Origin of the sequence: Yersinia aldovae ATCC 35236 (assembly GCF_000173735.1) — a bacterium.
Classification (GTDB): Bacteria; Pseudomonadota; Gammaproteobacteria; order Enterobacterales; family Enterobacteriaceae; genus Yersinia; species Yersinia aldovae.
Window position 1 is genome coordinate 1 of the sequence record NZ_ACCB01000135.1, and the last position, 284, is coordinate 284.

Genomic DNA, 284 nt, shown 5'->3' on the forward strand with positions numbered 1-284 from the left:
GCAGCCCGCTATGAAAACGGTAAATTACATTATGTGGTAGCCGACCACCTTGGCACGCCGCGCGAGCTGCTCAATGAGCAAGGCAAAGTGGTGTGGGCGAACCGCCTGAGCACCTGGGGCCGTGCCGAGTTATGGCGGCAAGCGGCGAACGATGAAGATAATGTCACCTGCAACCTGCGTTTTGCCGGTCAGTACGCGGATGCGGAGTCCGGGTTGCATTACAACCGTTTCCGCTATTATGATGGCGAGACGGGGCAATATTTATGCCCAGACCCGATAGGGCT

General features: G+C 57.0%; 1 protein-coding gene. It reads left to right on the top strand.

Translation table 11 applies throughout. The features are described 5' to 3' along the window. On the top strand, positions 1–284 hold a 284-nt coding region (locus YALDO0001_RS19580), incomplete at both ends, for an RHS repeat domain-containing protein (protein WP_042840707.1).